The following is a 14,205-nucleotide window of genomic DNA, read 5'->3' as shown; positions in this document are numbered from 1 at the left end:
GGGCATTCTCTTTGATCGCGACCGCTTCGACCTTGGATCGAAACTGCCCTGCGAGCAGCTCTTCGATGAAGCCGGTAGCGATCGCCTCGTCGATCTCGTCGTCTTCCGCGGCCGCTTTGAAGTCGGCGACGACCTCGTCAATGACCGCAACAACCTCAGGCGCAACAGGAGACTTGTTGCGTTTCTTGTTGCGCCCGCTGTTGCGGGGGCTTGTTGCGGGTGCGGGAGCAGCTGTTGCGGCCGCCGATTTGAACCGGCCGAGCCCAGCTTTGCGCAGCGCTTCGTCGGAGGCGCGCACGTCGACCAGCTTGCCGGAAAGCGTGATAAAACCGCGCCTTACCCAATTCTGCACCGCCTGCCGCTTCATGCCGTGCGTTTCCGCATAGGCCGTGATCGACAGCAGCGTCATCGGCGCCCACTCCCCCGCAACAAGCGACCCCCCGCAACAAACTTTTCGACCCCGTAGCTGGGCGAGCATCGGGGTGCGCAATTACCCTCGTTGCAGAAGGGGGCAGGAGGGACCCATTCGAGGTCGTCTAACGCCGCTTGGTGGCGAGGGCGCGGCGCAGCGCTTGGTCAAAGGCGGCGGCGGCGTGCCGCTTGATGTACGTCCGCGCCGCCGTCTCAAAGGGCAGGCGCTTGCGGACGGGCGTCGTGTCCTCGAACTGGATCAGCAGCTTCAGCGTCGTGCGAGCGCCACCGATCTTGTTCAGCTTCCCTCGAGTGCCGTACTCGCCACCGCCCTTGTAGCGCTCGCCTCGCTTCGTCTTACCGCGCTGCCATACCCCGTTGATCGTACGGCCGTTCTTCAACGTGACCGGCCCGATGAACACGCCGGGCTTTGATTTCAGCGAGGCAAGCTTGCCCTTCGACAGGTTGCCGTACTGGTTGAGGCCAACGTCACGAGGGGCAAGCATCCCGCGCTTGGTGCCGAGCGAACGATTGCCACCCACGACGTATGGCTCGAGGTAGCTAGCCTGGATGTCTTTGAACGCGACTGTAGCCACCGGCCGGGATTTCGTCGCAACCTCGATGCGGGTTGCCTTCTGCGTGAACGGCGTCGGCGTGTCGAACGTCTCGTTGATCTCGTCCTGCTCGACAGCGGCGACGCCGCGAGCGAGGTCGTTCAGCGCCAGCGACATCGCGAACGGCACCTGCTGCGCGCCAAGCGCGATCATCGCCCGGTGCAGTGGTTTGAGGTCGGCCTTAATGCTGATCCCGACGGGCATCAGGCCCGACTGCGGCCGCGCACCGCGGCGCGCGCCTCGGCGGCGATCCGCTCGACGTTCGCGATGCGATCCTCGGCACGGCCGTGGCTTTCGACATCAGCCTCGAAGTCGAACGCGGCGCTGTGCAGCTCGCCGGCCAAGCGCTCGAGAATCATAGCAGTGGTAGCGACAGGCTGGGGCATCAGCGCCTCCCAACTTCCGAAACTTCGGTAGCCTTCGGACTTCCGCCGGCGCGAGCCGGGGAATGAGGCGGCGGGCGCGATTGGCTCATTGGCCAGCCTTCAAACCCGCGAGACTGCTTATGGCAGCGGTGCCCATCAGCTGGGCTGGCGTTCCTGTACCTGATCCGTTCGTAAATGCATAGAGGCTATCTTGAAGTCGAACGGACCGCCGAACGTCACGACTGTCCATGCGCCATCGGACTGCACCACTTCCCCGGTAAGACCGCGAAAGTGATTGCTCTCGACCCGCACCTGCTGCCCCGCGGCGAAGAGCGGCGCACCTGCGCCGGTCGATCGACGCGCCTTTCCACGCAGCTCCTCGGTGCGGAGGCGCTCGACCTCCGAATTCCATACCCGGACCACCTTCCCCAAGTGGTGGAAGATCGAGAACGCGGGATAAGGTGAGACCGGCAGGCGTAGGACGATTTGGAGATCGTCGAGCCGATTGGCACGAGCGAAAACGAACGTCGGCATAAGGGCGACCTCGACCTCGGTGGTCTTCGTCTTGCCCCGCAGCGCGCGACGTTTCTGCATGCGCGTCGGCGTCCAAACATCATAGCCCGCTGCGCGCAACGCCTCGGCAAGGATCAGCGTCCGCGGCGCAGCGGTGCGCAGCACAATCCATCGATCCGCATCACGCGCGGCGCCCGCCGCCTCAATCCTCTGGTGCATCATCCGCTATTCCCCGCATGCGATTACCGCGGGGACGGCCATCGCACCCCCTATGTGACGCGGGACACGGCGGCGGGATAGTTGCCATTCCGTTCCGCTATGCCGCCAGCGGTGCAACGACCTGCCAGCCGCGCCGCTGCAACAGCGCAACGGCTGCCTCAACGTCCCCAGGCACCGCCAGCCCATCGGCGTGCCGCACCAAACGCCCGGCGGTGACGAGGCGCGCCACTGCGCGACTGACGGCCGTCTTCGACCCTGCCCCCACCTCGAGCATGATCTCCCGGAGGCTGGGGCCGCGGTCGTATGTCAGGCGGAAGGCGCGCACGAACGACACGATCTTGACGTCGATCCGGACAGCGCGCGGAATCGTCTGCTCGTTCACGCCGCCGCCCGATCGCTGGTGCTGGCCATGCCGAGAACGTGTTGAGCCAGGCGACGGATACGGCTGTCATCGGTGAACCGCGCCGCCGGCGCGACACCCGGGTCGACGATACCGCGCGCCTGATCGGTCTTCACGCCCAACGTCTCGAGCAGCACGGGATCGCTCCCGCCTGAAGTGTGTAGATAGTGGGCCGTCACCTGATCAGCTTGGCCCGGCCGGCGCAGGCGGCCGACCACTTGGTAATGCACCTGCGGCGACCAATCGAGCTCGCCGAACACGACGTCGCGGCAATGGAATTGCAGGCCGTCGAGCCCCGCCCCCGATCGCAGCGAAATGATCATCACGCGGCTATCGCCGTTGGTGAAGGCATCTACGCTACGCGCCTTCCCCGCGCCGCTTTCCGACCCGGTGTAGAGGACCGGGTTGAACGGCGCGAGATCCTCCATCCACCTCGCGTAGACGTCGCGGTGCCAGCCGGCGAGCAGCACCCGCGGGCTGTCCTCGAGCAGCAGCCGAACGTACGCCGCCGCCGATCGCGCTTTCGCGATACCAGTCAGCATCCGCATCTTGAGGTCGAGATCGCGCGCCGCGCGCCCAGCCTCGACGAAGCTGCCGCTCAGCACCGTCATCGCGAGGGACCGCGTCAGCGCCTCCTCTGCCTCGGTGGCGTCGTCATCCCAGCCGACCTCATAGTCGATGACGTTCGCCGGCGGCATGGAGGCGGACACGGTCGCGTCGGTCTCGGTGCGCCGCAGGAAATAGCCGGTGTCGCGAAGGTAAGACCCCAGTGCATCGGGGTCTTTCACCTGGCGCGTGCCATTGCACCACTCGCGCATGAACTCATCGCCTCTGCCGAGCAGGTCAGGCTGGATGAAGTTCATAACGTTGTAGATCTCGTCGCCGTAATTATAGACCGGCGTCGCCGTCAGTCCGATCCGCATCTCGGCGCCCTGGCTCGCGATGCGACACGCCTGCCCCTTCGACGTGCTGGGTCCGTGGCGCAGCTCCTGCACCTCGTCATAAGCGACCGTCTTGAACAGGCCCGTCTTCAGCACGTCGATCCAGCCGGCGACGTTCGAATAGCGGAACACGTACACGTCCGCCGCCGGCAGGTCGTAGGGCTTGGTCCCTTTGATGACGTGGACGCGCAGCGTCGTGAACTTCTCGATCTGCGCGGCCCATTGCGGCGCGAGGTGCGGTTGCACGACTACCGCCGCCGGCATAGGTGCGCCCATCGCGAACACCGCCGCCGCCGAGATCGTCTTGCCGAGGCCGACGTCATCGCCGAGTAACAGGCTACGCTGGCTCAGCGCGATATGTGCGGCCTGCGTCTGGTAGAGGTAGGGTGCCAACCCCTCGCGGAAGCCGCGCACCTCGCCCGGCGTCCACGTCGGCATGAGGATGCGGTCGCGCTCGGCGAGCCGCCCTGCCTTACGCTCCACGCCTTCATCCAGCGCGGCGGCAGCATCGTGGGCGAGCGGGTATCGCTGCATAAACCAGTGCAGGTCCGCCCGGACGTCGTCGGTATCGCTGAGGTGCAGCTCTGTCGCCGCCGCCGACACGCGCGGGAAGAACCGCTTGAACGCAATCGCGACGTGCGGCTCGAGATCTGTGACGATCCAGCGCCCGCGGCCGTCGACGTCATGGCGCAGCTGGCCATAGGTTTTCACAGCGATGCCCTCCCCAGGGATACGTAGAAGACCGGCTTCCCGCCGATCGATGGCGGCAGGCCCATGGCCGTGCCGGTGATGAGGACGAGCGCCGTGATCCCGTCATGCGCCGCGTATCGCTCCAGCTGCCGGTAGATCGCGCGCTTGGCGTATCGCACCTTCGCCTCGATCCCGATCGTCCCGACCATTAAGTCGATGCGGTCGGCGGCGCTAAGGCGAACCTCCCGTTCGTGATCGAAGCCGGCGGCGGTCAGCGCCTCGCCGATCGACAGCTGGAGCGCCGCTTCCGTCCCCACCCGCATGCGTGTGCGGCGGAGCATGGCGACCAGCGCGGCGGCGTCGGGGATCATGCAGCCACCTGCTGCTGATCCTTGGTCGCCATGGCGGCGGCCACCTGCTCTTCGGTCAGAAAGCCAGCGCGCAGGCCCATTCGCCGTAGGTCGACCGTCATGGCCCGTATGCTGTCGGCGGAGATCTCGACATCAGCCGGCGGCGGGAGGGCGGCGGCCGGCGGGTTGAGCGCTTGATCAATCTCCGCGCGATGTCGCTGCATGGCAGCTTCCCGCTCCTCCCGTTCGATGATCAGCTCCAGTGCGATGCTGCGCAGCGTCGTCTCGATCTCGCCGATGAAGCGGAACGGGCAATGGATTGCCCGCTTGGCGGCGGTCAGCGAGATCATCGCCGGCAGATCGGCGAGCGCGTCCACCATGGCCTCGCGCCACGCCTGGGTATCCGCCGGCTTGGCGGTGGGGAGCACCTTGGCTGCCAGCCGCCGCAGGCGCTCGTCGATGGCATCGCCCCACTGCTTCCGGCCCTCGCCATCCTTGGGTACGGGCCGAAGATCGTGAGCGATTTTCGCGAGGGCCGCGTCGATGCACGCCGGGGCGTCAGCGCCGAGCTGCGTAGCGAGGGTCACCGTCGTCGAGGGATGCAGGCTCAACGCCCGCCATGCCTGGTCGCGGAGCCCATCCACCAGCCCCCCGGTCGTTAGCCCGTTTTCCACTGCGAAGCACTCCCTCGATGTAGCTGATGGGCTCGATGGCCCCTTCCCTTTGCGCCTTGCCCAGCGCGACGATCACGGCCTCAGCGCCGAACTCGCCCTTCCACCTGCCGAGCAGCCTGCCGGCCTTCGGGTCGCCGATGGCGTTGGCGGCCAGGAAGGCCCTCCCCTGGTCGAACATGACCTTTTCCGGATCGATCGGCGCCGCCGCGGCGCCCGATCCGATAGGATCGGAATTAGAATCTCTCTGTCCCTGTCCCTCTCCCTGTCTCTTGGAGGCCTCGTCCCCGAGGACACGCGCCGCTGTCCCTGGGGACAGGTGTGGGACAGAGGCGGGAAAATGCTGGGACAGGAAGGTGACGAAGTCGGGCGCGGCCACGTCTGTCTCGTGGCGCTGGTTATGCTTCTTCACCCGCGCGCATTCGGCGCGGTGACGCTGTTCGACCTTGCTGCGCCAGGCGGCCAGCACCTGCTCGGCGACTACTGGATGGTAGAGCCGGCCGTCCGCAGCCTCGACCCACCCGCGCAGTGCATCAGCGCGATGCTTGCGGAACGTCTTCAGGTCGCGCCCCAGCCCGCACAGGCGCGCCAGCACCGCATCCGTCGCCGGCAATGACCCGGCCGGCAGCTGATGCCACGCCGCCGACCAGAGCAGAACGGCGTACCAGCACGCCTCCGGGTGCCCCTCGGCGGCGAGGTCGCTGTCGCGCAGCCGCGCGACATGCAGCGGCATGAACGGGAAGTCCTGCAGGTCCGCATCGGCGGGTGTCAGCGGCGCGGTCATGCGCGATCCTTTGCGGGGGGTGAGATGCGGACGGAACAAAGCGGCGTCATCGCCACCCCCACGCGCGCAGCGCCGCGGCGCCGCCGTCCGGCGTGTTGATGAGCGCCCAGGGAAAGCCGAGGCGCTGAAGTTCATCGCGCCACCAGATCTGGTCCGGATCGAGCGTCGACTTTCCTTCCCGCTTCACCTCCATGAACCCGACGCGCAGCGCGCGCTGGTCGATCACGGTGAGGTCGGGGAAGCCCGGTCGCACGCCGTCGGCCTTCAGCGCCGCCGTCTGTTTGGCGCGTGCCAGCTCATCGCCAGCGAGGTGCGACCCATTCGGCGTATGCACGACGTGGCAGCCCATCATCGTGAGGAGGTGGACGTTCGCGCGCTGGATCGGGCGCTCGGCGAGCTTCGGCGTGCGATTGCGTAGCGTCCGTGGTGAGGCGCTCATTCGCATAGCCCATATTTGCTGGAGCAGGTGTTGCCCTGCTGCCCCGCATCCATCTCATCGAGCTGATACAGCAGATCGTAATTCCGGCCGCCGCGGCTAGTCTTCGACCACTCGACTGCCCGATGGATAGTGGCGCGGACTTTGCCGTGTTCGTCAGGAGGCAACTTGTCGGTTGGCAGGAATGACGAGATAAATTCATCTCGTTCGCCGAGGGCTACCGCGGTATTGGCATGCCGAGCTACGTTTCCGCAGATCACTTCCCATTCGGCAATCCGGGCGATTACTTCCGGGAAACGTAGCGCGGTCTGACGCACCTCCTCCTTCTGCGCCATGATACAGAAGCATCCGACCCGGCCCATTCCCATCAGATACAAGGGGTTCGGCTTGAGGCCGTGCCGCTTTGCGATGTCGAACACTTGGCGAACGTGCCAACCGTGAATCGGACGGTAGATGACCGCTGGTGCGCGCCAGCTACAGCGGTTGATCTCGATCACGGGCTTGGCGGCGCGCGCGGCGCTCTCGTCGGCACGCTCCCCTACCCATTCCACGATCGGAGTGCCCGCCATGCGGATCGGCGTCTTGACCGCGTCCATCGGCTCGAGCTTCAGCTCCGTCGTGCAAAACCGCGTCTTCGACCCGGGAAAACGCCCGTGCAGCATGGCCATATCGAGAAAAGGATTGCCGGTGGGCTGCATCAGCTCGACCGCGCGCGCGATCAGATGGTCGGGCACAGGCGGCGAGATCTTTATCGGGCAGTCGCACTCCTCGCGGAGAAGCGCCTTTTCAGCATATGCCAGATCCTGACAGGCCGCGCGACATTCGGTCGTATGCTGCTTCCGCCGCAGTTCCTTTGGCCAATCTCGCGCGATCGCGGCTCGCCGCGCGGCAAACCGCTTCGAGAAGTCAGCTCGAACCGTTTCGATCGTAATGCCGAGCGATCGCGCCAAATACGCGACATGCTCGATCGTCACATTATGCTCGTTGCCTGTGTCGGCAAAGATGAAGCGAGGCGTGAAGCCGGTGCGTTCGGCGCGCTCAACCGCGAGGCAAGCAGTTGCCGTGCTAGCCTTGCCGCCGCTGATGCTGACGAAATGCTGAGCCTTCATGCTGCCCGTGCCTCCGCGCCATCCTGCGCCGCGATCACATCGGCCAAGCCGCGCGCGATCCACCGCATCACGTTGACCGCCTGGCTGTTCCCCAGCGCCTTGTAGCGCGGCCCGTCCGCCGCCGGCTTCCCGCGATAGGTGATCGCGGTGAAGCCGTCCGGCACGCCCATGAGACGCTCGCATTCGGTGGGGGTAAGGCGGCGCACCGCCCACTGGTCCGCGACGTAGCATGTCTGTTTCATGCCTGGCTCGGCAGCGAGGGCGCCGACCGTCTGGCCGTCATCGCCGAACAGGCGGACCTCGTCGCGGCTGTTCTGGGCAAAGGCTATAGGCTGCACCAGCGCCTGCGCCGACCGGTCGGTGCCAGTCGTCAGCGACCCGGCGACGCCGCCGGTTTCATAGGCGCCATCGTTCGGAGTGATACGGAAGGCAACGGCATGCGGTTGGCCAGTTGTCAGCCCGAAGGCAGAACCCTCGCTAACTCCCATGCCCGCATCTCGCAAACGGGCAACTCCACTCGCATCAACCGATGGGGTGAGGGCGTCTCCGGTCCGATTAATGGCATCGGCGTGAACACACACCGGCACAAGTGGAGTGCCCCTTCCCGTGCCATCCTCGCTGGCGTCGAAGCCTTCTGCCCGGAGCGAATGCGCGACCAGCATCGTACCGGCCGTTTCGGCGCTCATGCCGGGCTGCCTCGCACCTCCAGTGCTATTACCTCCAGCGGGAAGCGTCGCGGCAACGGATGCAGCGATCAGCGCTTCGCTTCCATCCCCAGTCCGTTCGACCCCTCGCCCACTGCTGACAAGGCTAGGCGCAACAGCATGGGAAGCTCCTTCCCCCGCTTGGCGGCACGGCGCAGGATCCCCGCGCAGGCTTTCGCGCTCAAATAGTACCGCTGCGGGACCGGCTGCGTCTCCAAGATGTGCGACAACGAACAGACGCCGCCGCCGCTGGGGCACGGCCCCCTCGTGCCCGTCCACTCGGATGTATTGAGCGTCCAGCACTCGGTAGGCCCACCCATACCCGAGTTCGCCCAGGAGCCGGAGGAAGGTTCCCATCGTTCGTCCGCTGTCGTGCGACAGGAAACCGGGGACATTCTCCCATACCAACCATCGCGCGCGAACGCGTCGAGCCAGCGCCAGGAACTCAAGGGTGAGGTTGCCGCGCGGGTCGTCCAGGCCAAGGCGCTTTCCTGCGACGCTGAATGCTTGGCAGGGGGTGCCTCCGGCAAGGAGGTCAACAGGTCCAACATGGTGGCTCTCGATCTTGGTGAAGTCGCCGAACAGTGGCGTCGTGTTGCTGCCGGGGACGAAGCGGTGATCCCACTCGACCAGCACCGCGCCGTGACGCTGCTCGAGCACCGCGCGCGGGAACGCTTCGATCTCGGAATAGCCGACGCAGCGGAACCCCAGCCCCGCCGACGCGAGGGTGAAGGCGCTGTAGCCCGAGCAGACGTCGAGGTAGCGGATCATCAGGCGGCCTTCACCCGATCGCGACTGAAGAACGTCGGATCCGACGGGCGAACCCGCTCGCGCAGATCGTCACCCAACACCGCCCCAGGCTGCGCGCCGTCGATCGGCAAAGCGAACGGCGGCCGGGGCGGAAGCGGCGCGGGCGGGTTCACCGCGGTGCGCGCCCGGTAGATCGACGCCGCCCATTCCGGCTTCGTGTGCTTCAGCATCTCGAGTTCGGCGGCGGCGGCGTCGAAGTCGCGGGCCAGGATCGCGCGCGCGAGACGTTCGCGCCAATCAAGTGCAGTTCCCATCGTTACCTCCTCTTCGTGGTGGTTGGTGGCCGCGTCAGACGCGGAGCGGCATCAGCACGAGGCTCGCGGCCTTCGCCTTGGGGCTGGTGATCAGTGCGGGCGCCGCCGCATCGCCCAGCGAGAACTCGACATGATCAACGTCGAGCGCGGCGAGCGCGTCGCGCAGGTACTTGCTGTTGAAGCCGATGGTCAGTGGGTCGCCCTCGTATTCGCAGGGCACCTCGTCGACGGCTTCGCCATGCTCGGGCGTCGTGATGGAGACGCGTAGGAGATCTCGCTTCAGATCGAAGCGGACCGCGCGCACCTTGTCCGTCGCCACCAGGGCAAGCCGGCCGACCGCCACCCTCAGCGCGTCGCGATCAACCGAGGCGACGGCTGGGGCTGGCGCCGGTATCGTGCGAGCGTAATCCGGATACGTCCCATCGACCACCTTGGCGACGATGACGAAATCGCCGGCGGCCATCGTGACCTTGCCGTCGCCGACCGCGACGTCGATCGACGTTTCGCGCGCTTCAGCCGCCGCGCGCGCCAGATCAATGCAGCGGGTGCGCAGGATGGTGTCGGGCATGCTTTGAGCGCCTTCCGGCAGGTCGTCGACATAGCGGGCGAGCCGATGGCCGTCGCACGATGCAAACCGGAGCGATCCTTCGAACGCGTGCAGGAAGACGCCGTTCAAATAATAGCGAACCTCTTCGGTCGACACCGCGTGGCGCACCACGTCCAGCGCGCACACCAACGCCTTGCTTTCCAGTGTGAAGCGCGCCTGCACGACCTCCTGCTTCAGGATCGGGAATTGGTCCTTCGGCAGCGTCGCGAAGCGGAACCGCGCCCGGCCGTTCGATACTGTCGCGGCCGATCCGTCGAACTTGATCGCCGTCTGGCTGCCGCCGCCGAACGACCCGACCACGTCCGCCAGGCGGTGCGCGTCGAGGGTGAAGCTGATCGGCCGCTCAACGACGGCGGGAACGGTCAGCGTGACCATCACGTCCAGGTCGGAAGCGGTCAGGCGGACCATCCCGGCTTCCGCCTCGACCAACACGTTCGCGAGGATCGGGATGGTGTTGCGGCGCTGTACGGCGGCGCGCACCTCGCGCAGCGCGCGGTTGAGCTTGTCGGTTTCGAAGGCGATGGTCGTCATGCGATGGCTCCGATGGACGGGGCGGCGGGCTCGACAGGCCCCTCGCCAATTTCGCGGAAGAGGTTTTCGGACACGCGGCGGCAGCGCTCGGCGACCTTGGCCAGTTCGCGCGCCAGCAGGCGGACCTCGAGGTTCGAGATGGTTGTGTTGCCCTCGCGCTTGTCGAACACGGCGCGCGGGCTGCATCCGATCAGTTCGGCGACGTGCTTGATCCCACCCTTGTCGCCAAGGATTTCGCAGGCGGTTTCGAGGCCGACCATGCGCGGGGCGGAAAGAGACCGGATGGGAGCTTCCGACTTTTCGGAAGTGATGCCGCTTGCCATCACGCCGCCGCCGGTCGGACGTCGCCGGGAAACAGGCCCAACTTCGCCCCCAGGGCGCGAGCAACCGGAAGGTCGAGCAGATGCTGCCCTGCCCTCAGCTGGGCTCGCAGCAGATTGTCGGTCGCCTCACGCGTCTCGCGATCGCGCTGTGTGTCGGAAAACAGACCATCCAGTTCGGGGCCGCGATCCGTGTACGTGCGATATGCACTGCTCATACTGCCTGCCTTCCGAGTTCGCGGCGGATCAGCTGCCAGCAGCGATCGGCCGTCTGTTGAGTGGTGCGCATCCGGTAAGCCGCCTCCGTGATCGACGGGCAGCCGTCCGCCATCAGGTCGGCGAGCCGATCCATCTGTCGAAGGGTGGCGGGCTGGATGCCGCGCTTCATGCGTGAGCCCGCACCGCTGCCGGACGCACCTTTCCGATCGCGGAAGCGAAGGCCTCCACGCCGATCATTCCGATCATCTTGCTACTCCTGCCGGTCGCGCCGGCGTTGAGGTCCTATCCGACGGCCCGCGGGCGCGTCGGCGCCCGCAAGCTGTTGATCCGTTCGATCCAGTCCCCCGTCAGCGCATGGACGGCACGGATATGCTCCTCCATGTCGAACAGCTCCTGGTGGGTTTTCGCGACGCCGCCGGGGCTGTCGGGGCTTTCCGCCTCAGCGACCTTCGCGAGCAGCGACGCGATCGGCAGGGTGCCGAGATCCGCCGCCGACGCATCAGCCTTGCTGACGATCGCGCAGCCGTATAGGTCGGCTATGTCGTCGAGCGCCGTGGGGCACGCGGCGCGCGCGTCCCACAGGCGCTTCGGATCTGTGCTCTTCGCGGTGCCGCCGAAGATGTTGCCGAGCGCCTTGGTCGACAGGTCCATGACATAGGCCAGCGCCTTGGGACCGACGCGCTTCTGGGCCCGCGCCAGGCCGGCGATCATCGCATTGCGGAAGCGCTCTTCCGATACGCCAGTCGTTTCGGGAACGACACTACCGGGCTGCATGCAAATACTCCACGGCATGATGAAAGACGCACTCCACCTCGCCCCGAAAGCCATCCGCCTCGCGGTTGCCCGCGCGCTGGTCGACAAAGTTGCCGGTGACGCAGGTACGCGCGTCACCGGCGAGGGGGCGGCCGCCCGTCATGGTTTCAGCGGCCGCGGGGAGAGCTTGGGCGCGACGGATCGCGCAATCGGTGTGGGTGCAGGCGAAGGCCTCCGGATGCCAGGGGCCGATGCCGCAGCGGTCGCAGGTGCTCATGCGGCCGCGACCTCAGTGGCAGGGGAATAGTCCGCCATGAAAGTGCGAACCTTTGCCTCCGTCTCCGGCCAAACGCGGCGGCCGCCCCTCAAATCCCGCACGAAATGCGGATCCTTCAGGGCAAGCCGCCCAAAGGTGATAGGCGACATGCTATGCCGGTCGATGAAATCACCGATGGCATCGACTAGCGGAAGCTGCGCGTTCTCCATGGTGACGCAATGTATGTAGGGCGCGCCCTACGGTCAAGCGGAAAAAGTAGGATTAACCCCAGCCTTCCTGTGCCGGAGGTGACGTGGGACATAGCCTACATGTCCGACGATGGCCGCTCACCCCTACAGAACCTGCTGGCGCAGCGCATTGCCGATCTGCCCGAGACGCGGGACCACTACGATGGACTGCTCAGGAAGAAGCTAGAGACGACCGGCAAGCCATTGTGGGATGTCGAACGCGGCAAGGTTCAAAAGCCAAGCCCCCGCGTACTTCGGGCGATGGAAGAGGTCCTTGGTTTTCAGGCCGAATACCTAGTGGATTTCGTACATCCTCGGGAGGATGGCTCGAGGCGCGTTGAGGCTGGCCACGCGAGCACTGTGCCTGAGCAGCCCTCAGCTCGCACCGTCGACGGGGGCGAGACGGCCCCGGTCATCCGATTGGACCTTTCCTATTCGATGGGACCGGGGACCGATCTCGACTCGAGCTACATTGACGGAGAGGCGTTCCAATTCGACATCGGTTTCCTTCGCGGATTGACGGTCAGTCCGCCAGATCGCCTGCGGATCGTCGACGGCGTAGGCACGTCTATGGAACCGACATTCCACGATCGTGACTTGCTCCTAGTCGATATAAATCAGCGCGATTTGAACGCCCAAGACCGGGTATGGGCTTGTTGGATCTTCGGCTTGGGCGCGGTGAAGCGCCTGCGCGCAGTGGGGCCGGACCGCGTCCTGGTGATCAGCGACAATCCAAACGTCGACAATCAAGAGGTGCGGCGTGAGGACATTTTGATACATGGCCGGGTCGTGGGGTCTATCAAGAGGCACTGACCGCGTGCGGCAACTCTCCCTCGCCATCGTGGGCCTGCCGTATCCGAACAAGCGCGGCCCGGCTCGACGCTTTGAGGCTGGCCTGTGCGTACCGGGTGAGGCGGTCGAGCTTCGCCCCGAACCGAATCATCCGAAAGACGAGCACGCTATCGCCGTGTTTTCGTGCCGCGGCGTGCAGCTTGGCTATCTTGCATCGGAGCGCGCTGTACTCATTGGGACGATGATGCGGCAGGGTCGGGAACCTCGTGCCATTTTTCAGGGCCTCATGCCCACGGCGGCCTGGATACGCGTGGCCTTCGATGGAGAGGAACCAGTCTTGCCAGTTCAGAGGTCCGCCGAAGCTCCAGCCGACGATAGCGGCTTCTGGCCCGATCCGACTTATGACGACTGAAATAGGGCGCGTCCTACTTTTTATTTGACAGCGTAGGGCACGCCCTACATATAGCCTTCAAGCCGCACGACGCGGCATGGAGGTTTCACCTGTGGCCACCGCCCTTCGTACCGATTGGCCGAGCGACGAACGCGATCCCCGCGTCGACGCCGCCGTCGAGGACTTTCGCGCCGCCGTCATTGACCTGCGTCGGCTGAGCGCCAAGTTGTTCGAGCTGCCCGCTGGTAGCTCGCATCGCCCGCCGCTGAAGGAGCAGATCGACGATCTGGTCGGCGGCATGCAGGCGCGCTGCGACATGCTGGGGATCGACCTCGACCAGCTGTTCCGGCTTATCAACGCCGACCTCGCCGCCCGGCGCGGCGGCGGCAACGACCACCGGCCCCATGGCGATCACCTCCGCGCGCTCGTCGATGAGGTGAACGGAGCCTACGCCGACGAAGCGACCCTTCATCGCAACATCACTCGCCTGCAGGATCTGCTGCCCGGCGCCGCCGCGCGCCGGATCGCCGCCGACCGTGCATGCGCCGGTTTCGTTGCGGGCTGGCCGGAGCGCGCGCGATGAGCGCCGCCGCGCCAGCCCCGCGGTCGGAAAAGCAGGAGCAGTTCCTCATCTACCTCCGCCGCATCGGCCCGGAGGGCTGGGACAGGTCCCGCAACGACAGCGTCCTCTGCGCGCTCGAGCGCGACGGCCTGGCCGAATATCGCGGCACCCGCGCCCGTCCCCGCGTCGAGGCATGGCACGCCACCCCCGCCGGCGCGAAGTGGGTCGAGGATGCCCGCGCCGCCGCCCTCGCAC

At 66.1% G+C, this 14,205-nt stretch carries 23 protein-coding genes; 4 read left to right on the top strand and 19 right to left on the bottom strand.

The window, feature by feature from the left end:
- The 19 genes from ACGVWT_RS18720 to ACGVWT_RS18630 all read right to left on the bottom strand — a co-directional run.
- A partial coding sequence (locus ACGVWT_RS18720) for a hypothetical protein (protein WP_394427721.1) occupies positions 1-409 on the bottom strand: 409 nt, incomplete at its 3' end.
- A 127-nt stretch (positions 410-536) separates the two neighbouring features.
- Positions 537-1,229 (bottom strand): hypothetical protein, encoded by a 693-nt coding sequence (locus ACGVWT_RS18715; RefSeq protein ID WP_394427719.1) that lies wholly within the window; start codon positions 1,227-1,229, stop codon positions 537-539.
- A complete protein-coding gene (locus tag ACGVWT_RS18710) occupies positions 1,229-1,411 on the bottom strand; it encodes a hypothetical protein (RefSeq protein ID WP_198356107.1) in 183 nt (60 codons plus the stop codon). Before ACGVWT_RS18710 ends, ACGVWT_RS18715 begins: the two co-directional genes overlap by 1 nt.
- 135 nt (positions 1,412-1,546) lie before the next feature.
- Positions 1,547-2,125, bottom strand: coding sequence for a hypothetical protein (locus ACGVWT_RS18705; RefSeq protein WP_315462682.1), 579 nt, complete (start codon positions 2,123-2,125; stop codon positions 1,547-1,549).
- A 94-nt stretch (positions 2,126-2,219) separates the two neighbouring features.
- A complete protein-coding gene (locus tag ACGVWT_RS18700) occupies positions 2,220-2,504 on the bottom strand; it encodes a hypothetical protein (RefSeq protein ID WP_315462681.1) in 285 nt (94 codons plus the stop codon).
- Positions 2,501-4,174, bottom strand: coding sequence for an SNF2-related protein (locus ACGVWT_RS18695; protein WP_394427716.1), 1,674 nt, complete (start codon positions 4,172-4,174; stop codon positions 2,501-2,503). Before ACGVWT_RS18695 ends, ACGVWT_RS18700 begins: the two co-directional genes overlap by 4 nt.
- Positions 4,171-4,524 (bottom strand): hypothetical protein, encoded by a 354-nt coding sequence (locus ACGVWT_RS18690; protein ID WP_394427714.1) that lies wholly within the window; start codon positions 4,522-4,524, stop codon positions 4,171-4,173. Before ACGVWT_RS18690 ends, ACGVWT_RS18695 begins: the two co-directional genes overlap by 4 nt.
- Positions 4,521-5,114 carry a hypothetical protein gene (locus tag ACGVWT_RS18685; protein WP_394427712.1) on the bottom strand — a complete coding sequence of 198 codons (594 nt, stop codon included), beginning with the start codon at positions 5,112-5,114 and terminating at the stop codon, positions 4,521-4,523. Before ACGVWT_RS18685 ends, ACGVWT_RS18690 begins: the two co-directional genes overlap by 4 nt.
- Positions 5,062-5,958 (bottom strand): DUF1376 domain-containing protein, encoded by an 897-nt coding sequence (locus tag ACGVWT_RS18680; protein ID WP_394427710.1) that lies wholly within the window; start codon positions 5,956-5,958, stop codon positions 5,062-5,064. Before ACGVWT_RS18680 ends, ACGVWT_RS18685 begins: the two co-directional genes overlap by 53 nt.
- A gap of 46 nt (positions 5,959-6,004) precedes the next feature.
- Positions 6,005-6,397, bottom strand: a complete 393-nt coding sequence (locus ACGVWT_RS18675; protein WP_394427708.1) for a VRR-NUC domain-containing protein — start codon at positions 6,395-6,397, stop codon at positions 6,005-6,007.
- Positions 6,394-7,503: a phosphoadenosine phosphosulfate reductase family protein gene (locus ACGVWT_RS18670; RefSeq protein WP_394427706.1), complete on the bottom strand. Its 1,110-nt coding sequence runs from the start codon at positions 7,501-7,503 to the stop codon at positions 6,394-6,396. The genes ACGVWT_RS18675 and ACGVWT_RS18670 overlap by 4 nt, the downstream gene beginning before the upstream one ends.
- Entirely contained in the window at positions 7,500-8,978 is a 1,479-nt protein-coding gene (dcm, locus tag ACGVWT_RS18665) for a DNA (cytosine-5-)-methyltransferase (protein ID WP_394427704.1), read from the bottom strand. Before dcm ends, ACGVWT_RS18670 begins: the two co-directional genes overlap by 4 nt.
- Positions 8,978-9,271, bottom strand: coding sequence for a hypothetical protein (locus ACGVWT_RS18660; RefSeq protein WP_394427702.1), 294 nt, complete (start codon positions 9,269-9,271; stop codon positions 8,978-8,980). The genes dcm and ACGVWT_RS18660 overlap by 1 nt, the downstream gene beginning before the upstream one ends.
- Before the next feature lie 34 nt (positions 9,272-9,305).
- Entirely contained in the window at positions 9,306-10,409 is a 1,104-nt protein-coding gene (gene dnaN / locus ACGVWT_RS18655) for a DNA polymerase III subunit beta (RefSeq protein WP_394427700.1), read from the bottom strand.
- The gene (locus ACGVWT_RS18650) at positions 10,406-10,732 is read right to left on the bottom strand and encodes a hypothetical protein (protein WP_394427698.1); all 327 of its coding nucleotides are present in this window, start codon (positions 10,730-10,732) and stop codon (positions 10,406-10,408) included. Before ACGVWT_RS18650 ends, dnaN begins: the two co-directional genes overlap by 4 nt.
- Positions 10,732-10,947 (bottom strand): hypothetical protein, encoded by a 216-nt coding sequence (locus ACGVWT_RS18645; protein ID WP_394427696.1) that lies wholly within the window; start codon positions 10,945-10,947, stop codon positions 10,732-10,734. The genes ACGVWT_RS18650 and ACGVWT_RS18645 overlap by 1 nt, the downstream gene beginning before the upstream one ends.
- Positions 10,944-11,117: a hypothetical protein gene (locus ACGVWT_RS18640; protein ID WP_394427694.1), complete on the bottom strand. Its 174-nt coding sequence runs from the start codon at positions 11,115-11,117 to the stop codon at positions 10,944-10,946. The genes ACGVWT_RS18645 and ACGVWT_RS18640 overlap by 4 nt, the downstream gene beginning before the upstream one ends.
- A gap of 113 nt (positions 11,118-11,230) precedes the next feature.
- Positions 11,231-11,722, bottom strand: coding sequence for a hypothetical protein (locus ACGVWT_RS18635; protein ID WP_198356094.1), 492 nt, complete (start codon positions 11,720-11,722; stop codon positions 11,231-11,233).
- On the bottom strand, positions 11,709-11,978 hold the full coding sequence (locus ACGVWT_RS18630; protein WP_394427692.1) for a hypothetical protein: 270 nt from the start codon (positions 11,976-11,978) through the stop codon (positions 11,709-11,711). Before ACGVWT_RS18630 ends, ACGVWT_RS18635 begins: the two co-directional genes overlap by 14 nt.
- A gap of 308 nt (positions 11,979-12,286) precedes the next feature.
- On the opposite strand from ACGVWT_RS18630, the gene ACGVWT_RS18625 reads away from it, so the two are divergent.
- The 4 genes from ACGVWT_RS18625 to ACGVWT_RS18610 all read left to right on the top strand — a co-directional run.
- Positions 12,287-13,018: a helix-turn-helix transcriptional regulator gene (locus ACGVWT_RS18625; protein WP_394427690.1), complete on the top strand. Its 732-nt coding sequence runs from the start codon at positions 12,287-12,289 to the stop codon at positions 13,016-13,018.
- Between the two features lie 4 nt (positions 13,019-13,022).
- The gene (locus ACGVWT_RS18620; protein ID WP_394427688.1) at positions 13,023-13,409 is read left to right on the top strand and encodes an HIRAN domain-containing protein; all 387 of its coding nucleotides are present in this window, start codon (positions 13,023-13,025) and stop codon (positions 13,407-13,409) included.
- Between the two features lie 91 nt (positions 13,410-13,500).
- Complete coding sequence (locus ACGVWT_RS18615) at positions 13,501-13,971, top strand: hypothetical protein (protein ID WP_394427686.1); 471 nt, start codon at positions 13,501-13,503, stop codon at positions 13,969-13,971.
- Positions 13,968-14,205: hypothetical protein (locus ACGVWT_RS18610; protein ID WP_394427684.1), on the top strand; the 238-nt coding region annotated here is incomplete at its 3' end. The genes ACGVWT_RS18615 and ACGVWT_RS18610, both read left to right, overlap by 4 nt.

This window comes from Sphingomonas sp. S6, assembly GCF_043498045.1.
In the GTDB taxonomy this organism is placed as follows: domain Bacteria; phylum Pseudomonadota; class Alphaproteobacteria; order Sphingomonadales; family Sphingomonadaceae; genus Sphingomonas.
This window is presented reverse-complemented; position numbering and strand designations above follow the sequence as displayed.

What these genes read in the sequence shown, in the direction of transcription:
- ACGVWT_RS18715 (WP_394427719.1), bottom strand. Translation starts at nt 1,229, where the DNA reads ATGCCCGTCGGGATCAGCATTAAGGCCGACCTCAAACCACTGCACCGG.
- ACGVWT_RS18710 (WP_198356107.1), bottom strand. Translation starts at nt 1,411, where the DNA reads ATGCCCCAGCCTGTCGCTACCACTGCTATGATTCTCGAGCGCTTGGCC.
- ACGVWT_RS18705 (WP_315462682.1), bottom strand. Translation starts at nt 2,125, where the DNA reads ATGATGCACCAGAGGATTGAGGCGGCGGGCGCCGCGCGTGATGCGGAT.
- ACGVWT_RS18690 (WP_394427714.1), bottom strand. Translation starts at nt 4,524, where the DNA reads ATGATCCCCGACGCCGCCGCGCTGGTCGCCATGCTCCGCCGCACACGC.
- ACGVWT_RS18680 (WP_394427710.1), bottom strand. Translation starts at nt 5,958, where the DNA reads ATGACCGCGCCGCTGACACCCGCCGATGCGGACCTGCAGGACTTCCCG.
- ACGVWT_RS18675 (WP_394427708.1), bottom strand. Translation starts at nt 6,397, where the DNA reads ATGAGCGCCTCACCACGGACGCTACGCAATCGCACGCCGAAGCTCGCC.
- ACGVWT_RS18670 (WP_394427706.1), bottom strand. Translation starts at nt 7,503, where the DNA reads ATGAAGGCTCAGCATTTCGTCAGCATCAGCGGCGGCAAGGCTAGCACG.
- dcm (WP_394427704.1), bottom strand. Translation starts at nt 8,978, where the DNA reads ATGATCCGCTACCTCGACGTCTGCTCGGGCTACAGCGCCTTCACCCTC.
- ACGVWT_RS18660 (WP_394427702.1), bottom strand. Translation starts at nt 9,271, where the DNA reads ATGGGAACTGCACTTGATTGGCGCGAACGTCTCGCGCGCGCGATCCTG.
- dnaN (WP_394427700.1), bottom strand. Translation starts at nt 10,409, where the DNA reads ATGACGACCATCGCCTTCGAAACCGACAAGCTCAACCGCGCGCTGCGC.
- ACGVWT_RS18650 (WP_394427698.1), bottom strand. Translation starts at nt 10,732, where the DNA reads ATGGCAAGCGGCATCACTTCCGAAAAGTCGGAAGCTCCCATCCGGTCT.
- ACGVWT_RS18645 (WP_394427696.1), bottom strand. Translation starts at nt 10,947, where the DNA reads ATGAGCAGTGCATATCGCACGTACACGGATCGCGGCCCCGAACTGGAT.
- ACGVWT_RS18640 (WP_394427694.1), bottom strand. Translation starts at nt 11,117, where the DNA reads ATGAAGCGCGGCATCCAGCCCGCCACCCTTCGACAGATGGATCGGCTC.
- ACGVWT_RS18635 (WP_198356094.1), bottom strand. Translation starts at nt 11,722, where the DNA reads ATGCAGCCCGGTAGTGTCGTTCCCGAAACGACTGGCGTATCGGAAGAG.
- ACGVWT_RS18630 (WP_394427692.1), bottom strand. Translation starts at nt 11,978, where the DNA reads ATGAGCACCTGCGACCGCTGCGGCATCGGCCCCTGGCATCCGGAGGCC.
- ACGVWT_RS18625 (WP_394427690.1), top strand. Translation starts at nt 12,287, where the DNA reads ATGTCCGACGATGGCCGCTCACCCCTACAGAACCTGCTGGCGCAGCGC.